This is a genomic window from Paenibacillus sp. FSL R5-0923 (genome assembly GCF_038009145.1).
Classification (GTDB): domain Bacteria; phylum Bacillota; class Bacilli; order Paenibacillales; family Paenibacillaceae; genus Paenibacillus_AQ.
Window position 1 is genome coordinate 1 of record NZ_JBBPAT010000005.1, and the last position, 5,107, is coordinate 5,107.

A 5,107-nucleotide genomic window follows, 5' to 3' on the forward strand; every position below is an offset into this window, starting at 1 on the left:
CAAAACATTTGTGCAGGAGCATTATATAAATGAGATGAATGGGTTAGGGGATGTGAAAGGTGGTAAGATTGAGGGGACGGGTAAAAATAAATTACCTAATCGGACAATAGATAGCTTATATGAGAAGACTCAAAATGTTAGAGGCGATATTAACAGAGAAATAGAAAAAATAGGGAATTCCGACGAATACAAAAATCTCTCAAAAACACAGAGAGATAAACTTGATAGAAAACTAAGAAAGTTAAGTAGTGGGAATGTCGCAGTGGCAGATGTAAGCATTCCTGATATTAAAAAAGAATTTCAAGCACACAGTCAGATTCATTCCTCTGATAGCGTTGGTAGTAATGTTGGAGATTTTAGTTCTTCCAAAGTTGATAAGTCATTGGAAACCTATGTTGATGATGAATTTCCAAGATTTAATGACACGGAGGCAAAGATTCTTGAAGATATTGCTTCTCAAATAAAAGACCCTAATGTTAAAGGGCGAATAGATTTGTTTACAGAACTAGATGCATGTCAAAGTTGTTCCAATTTAATTATGGAATTTAGACGTAAGTTCCCAAATATTGAGTTAAATGTCTACTCTAAAAATATGAAATAAGGACTGATGATATGAACATGACAAGTTATGAATCAATAAAATCATCTATAGTTTTAGACTTTGAAGAATATATTGAAGAAGAAGGTTTAAATGTGGCGCAGGTTTCAGCAAAAACTTTGGAAGAGGATTGGAGAATAGTAAACGATAGTTTGTTTACTAAAACATTATATTTTGTTTCTATTACAATAGAGAGTTTGAAATATAAAGAAATTGCTGATTTTATATATTCTAAACTAGAGAGTTATCTGAAAATCACTAACTTTGAAGAGCATATAGATAAATATGACATTGATAAGCTGTTACAAGACATTCAAATCTGTAAACAATTAATTAATAATAAAAGTGAATACACAATCAGGGAAACAAGCGATTCTACTAAATCAAGAGTAGAATACATCTTAGGTTTGAAAGCTGATTAATTGTAGTGTTGTATAGGTGGTTGCTACGAACATAATCATGTGGGGGCTACCCAGTGCCGAATGAACTCATCATTCAACCAATAGCACACTTAACTCATGTAATACCGCTACAAGAATTTCTTGATTTCCTTTGTACGCACGTAATGCTTGATTAGTATAACCTAATTAATGCTAAAGCGTTACATATAACAGGTCGATTATGGTCAGATACCACCATGATTGACCTGTTTTTTGTTATGTTCGCTTTCTTGCGTTTTTTTCAAATTTACTCGCAACTGTAGATTACCCTGTAGCGATAGTGAGGAAGAGGTAGACAGAATCACAACTTTCAAGATACATAGCACGACAACTATAGTAAGTAGCCCAAACCGACTACAAACTCGAGTCGATGGACGGAATCAACATCGTTACAGCAGCGGAACTGGTCCCTGAAATCGGAAACATTTATCGCTTCTCAAATGCAGATAAGCTAGCCCGTTTCGCAGGAATCGCACCGATACGCTTTAGTTCGGGCGGCAAGGGCAAAGACCAAGCAAGTGGTCAAGGTAATGTTCTGAATAGCATCTTCCACAACCTAGCCGTACAACAAATACAAGTAGCCAAAGGGAAGAACAAGAGACAGCGTAATCCCTTGTTCTACAAGTTCTATCAACGGAAGCTAGCAGAAGGGAAAACCAAGAAACAAGCCCTTATATGCGTAATGAGAAGGCTTGTGAACATCATCTACAGCATGATGAAGAACAAAACAGAATACAGAGCATTGAGTCCTCTAACGGAACTAAAAGCCGAATGATATAATGGTGGTAATTGGTAAAACAGTTATCACCTCTCTTTTAGTCGAGTTTAAGATTACTACTTAGGGAACGGGTAAAGGTCAGACAGATGATAGAATTGTTCACCAATTTGACGAAGCTGAGAATTTTATTGGCAAAAGAACACAATCTGAGATTGACGATTTGGCACATGATCCAGCTCATGCAGGTTCCACAAGGCAGATTGATATTGAAAAAGGAAAACATGAGGCAAGGGTTGGGTTAGAACTTGAGGAAATGAAAAAATTAGATGGACCTATAACTAGAGATCCATCTGGAAAAGCAGAATTTATAGATGCAAAAGGGCAAGCTTGGGATGTCAAGTCCTTTAATTCAAATTATCCGCCTAAAAAGGGAGGTTACAAACTTTCGAGCGCTATGAGATCAATTAATAAATCTCTAAGCGAAGGTGAAAATGTGATACTAGATGTCTCTAACTTAAGTATCGAAAACAAAGCAGAACTTTTGCATGAAATATCAATTCAAGGTTTAATAGATAAAGTAGTTACATGGCCTTAGGAGGTGGTATTAAATGGATTTACTTACAAAACTAAAGAAATACACTGAGTTTTCAATGGGGCTTTCAAATGAAGTGTGCGAACTTATTTATCAAGATACTTCTTTTGATGGGATAGTGTTTACAGGTTATGATTTAAACAATAGTAGTTTTTTAGAAATAGTATTCAACGAGTGTGACTTTTCAAATGTGTATTTAAGTGGAGCATCGCTCTGCGGTAGTAACTTTAATAGGTGTGAATTTTCAGATAATATATTCAGGAAAGGTAAGGCGGACAATTCGAGGTTTAGTTCAACTGTTTTCAAAAACTTAGATTCTTTTAGAACGACCTTTTATGAATCGAAGTTTTTTGATGTGGAAATTTCAAATGCTAAACTTGAACTAACATATATGGATGATTCAACTTTTTCTGAAGTAGAATTTAAAAAGACTAAATTTTTATCATCAACATTTAATAATTCTACTTTTAAAAATGTGAAATTCCTCAATTGTCACTTTGAAAATACGAAATTCTTAAATATCACTGGTTTTGATGAAATACATTTTGTGAATTCAAGTATTACAATACATGGAGAATTGCTAGTTGGCATATCAAGCCATGAGATGAAAACTCTAATAGATTTTAGCAATACTAGAAAACCGAATAAAGGATTAGATTAGGTTGACTTGGGAAAATCAGGGGAAAGATAAGGCATCGGTTCACAATGATAAAGAAGAAATCTAATTGGTTCTTGAACTTGAGGATATTTCTGACATGAATTTTGTTAGAAACCATTATGACGTAAATGTTAATAATTGCATTAGGGGTCACTTGTTTGGTAACACCTTTTATCAAGGATTAGAAGCTCTGATTAAAGTTATAGGAAAGTTTATATAACAATATGGTGGGAATCTGTTGTTTTTAGAAAATGGTTCAGATCAGCTACTTAGAAAAGAGAATAAGTTAATTATCAATAGTTATTTGGATCTATGCCACATAAAGTACTTAAATCGAAGTTTACTTAGTTTGCTTGACTATTCTTATAGCGAAGAATAAAAAAACATGGGATTTCATCCGACTTCAACGGGGCTACCCAGTGCCGAATGAATTCTTTATTGAACGAGTAACGCACTTAAGTATGTAATACCCGTATAAAGATTTGTTCATTTCGTTTGTACGCACAGTAATTCTTGAAAGGTATAACTTTAATAACGCTAAATCGTTACATAGAACAGGTCGATTATGGTCAGATACCACCATGATTGACCTGTTTTTTGTTACCTTTGTTATCTGCGTTTTTTTCGACATTACTAGCAACTGTAAAATGCCATATAACGATAGTAATACTGAGAAATAAAAAGCAAAGAGTAGCACTTTGTCCGTAACATAACTGACTTGCAACGATGACGGTGCAGGAAAGAAATCTGGTGGCGACCAGTCAACATATACAGTTAAGATAACTAATTAGAATTCCGGTCACTTGGCTGAACTCCCGAAATTCAAGCCATTATTAAGCACGCCAGAAGGTGTGCCTTTCAGTGTAGGAAAGATCCCCATGGATTCGAATCCACTGCCCAAAACATTTGTGCAGGAGCATTATATAAATGAGATGGATGGGTTTGGGGATGTGAAAGGTGGTAAGATTGAGGGGACGGGTAAACTTAGGGACTTGTCTGGTATCCTAAACCGTGTTAAAGAGTTACGGTCTCAGCTACCCAGTAAGTTGAAAAAATCAGGAAACTTTGGCTATGCTGAGGTTGATGTTCAAGGTATTAATAAAAAGGGATTTTTCGCTCATAGTTCTGTAAACGAAGCTACAGATAAGGGGGCGCTATCGGATATATCTTTAAAACCTCAAGGCGAGCCGATATTTAACGCTAAGAAGGTTGACCCCGATAACGCAAGAATTGATACACCTGAAGCATACTTAAGAGACTATGACACTGAGTACAAAATTTTAAATGATATTGCATCTCAACTTGGAGGTAACAAAAATGCTGAAGGAACAATCAATCTGTTTACAGAGCGTCTTACTTGCCAAAGTTGTTCTGATGTAATATTGGATTTTAGAAGAGAATATCCAAACATTACAGTAAACATACTTACAAATGATGGGAAAGTTGTAAAATAGGCAGGAGGGGGAACAACATGCAAGATTGGGAATATAACGAGTTAATAGAATATGTTGATGAGGTCTTTATTAATTCAATTAATGATGGTCTAAATGCTCTGCAAGCAGGAGGACGATGTTTGTATGAGCTTGCTAACGTGATTGAAGAGGGAGATACCGAGAAGACTATCTTTTACATTTGTTTAGCTCATCTACAAATTGATAAAGGGGTGCTATCCTCCCGAATTTATGAGGTAGTGGATAGTATTGTTCAGGTTTATGATATTGATAGATTTGGTAATGAGCTAGGCTTTGATGATGCTAAGGACCTAAGTGAGCGTATTGAATCAGTTAAAACCAAGTTGCAGACTGTTGCGATTATTAGTTGAATCGGGTTACTCTTGCGTTAACAGAGGTTGGGGGCTACCCATTGCCGAATGAATCAATCATTCAACCAATAACACATATAACCCATGTAATACCCGTATAAAGATTTCTTCATATCGTTTGTACGTACATCAAATGCTTTAATTTTATAACCTAAATAACGCTAAAGCGTTACATGAAACAGGTCGATTATGGTCAGTTACCACCATGATTGACTTGTTTTTTGTTATCTTCGCTTTCTTGCGTTTTTTCAAAATGAATCGTATCTGCTGATGCTCCGT

General features: G+C 35.4%; 6 protein-coding genes and 1 pseudogene. All 7 read left to right on the plus strand.

All coding sequences use genetic code 11. From position 1 onward, the window contains the following. Positions 1 to 601, plus strand: a 601-nt coding sequence (locus tag MKX35_RS31735) for a deaminase domain-containing protein (protein WP_341044551.1), incomplete at its 5' end; no start/stop codon positions are given. 11 nt (positions 602 to 612) lie between these two features. Next, entirely contained in the window at positions 613 to 1,020 is a 408-nt protein-coding gene (locus MKX35_RS31740; protein ID WP_076287083.1) for a hypothetical protein, read from the plus strand. 370 nt (positions 1,021 to 1,390) lie between these two features. Continuing rightward, positions 1,391 to 1,813 (plus strand): annotated as a pseudogene (locus tag MKX35_RS31745) (transposase); the annotation flags it as partial. A 163-nt stretch (positions 1,814 to 1,976) separates the two neighbouring features. Further along, positions 1,977 to 2,351, plus strand: a complete 375-nt coding sequence (locus tag MKX35_RS31750) for a hypothetical protein (RefSeq protein ID WP_076287085.1) — start codon at positions 1,977 to 1,979, stop codon at positions 2,349 to 2,351. Between the two features lie 13 nt (positions 2,352 to 2,364). Next, positions 2,365 to 3,009, plus strand: coding sequence for a pentapeptide repeat-containing protein (locus tag MKX35_RS31755; protein ID WP_076287086.1), 645 nt, complete (start codon positions 2,365 to 2,367; stop codon positions 3,007 to 3,009). Positions 3,010 to 3,809: 800 nt separating this feature from the next. Further along, positions 3,810 to 4,460, plus strand: coding sequence for a deaminase domain-containing protein (locus MKX35_RS31760; protein WP_341044552.1), 651 nt, complete (start codon positions 3,810 to 3,812; stop codon positions 4,458 to 4,460). A 17-nt stretch (positions 4,461 to 4,477) separates the two neighbouring features. After that, positions 4,478 to 4,828: an Imm3 family immunity protein gene (locus tag MKX35_RS31765; RefSeq protein WP_076287087.1), complete on the plus strand. Its 351-nt coding sequence runs from the start codon at positions 4,478 to 4,480 to the stop codon at positions 4,826 to 4,828. The last annotated feature ends 279 nt before the right edge of the window (positions 4,829 to 5,107 follow it).

Excerpts from the sequence above, each read along its gene's own strand:
- MKX35_RS31755 (WP_076287086.1), top strand. The coding sequence starts at position 2,365 with ATGGATTTACTTACAAAACTAAAGAAATACACTGAGTTTTCAATGGGG.
- MKX35_RS31740 (WP_076287083.1), top strand. The coding sequence starts at position 613 with ATGAACATGACAAGTTATGAATCAATAAAATCATCTATAGTTTTAGAC.
- MKX35_RS31765 (WP_076287087.1), top strand. The coding sequence starts at position 4,478 with ATGCAAGATTGGGAATATAACGAGTTAATAGAATATGTTGATGAGGTC.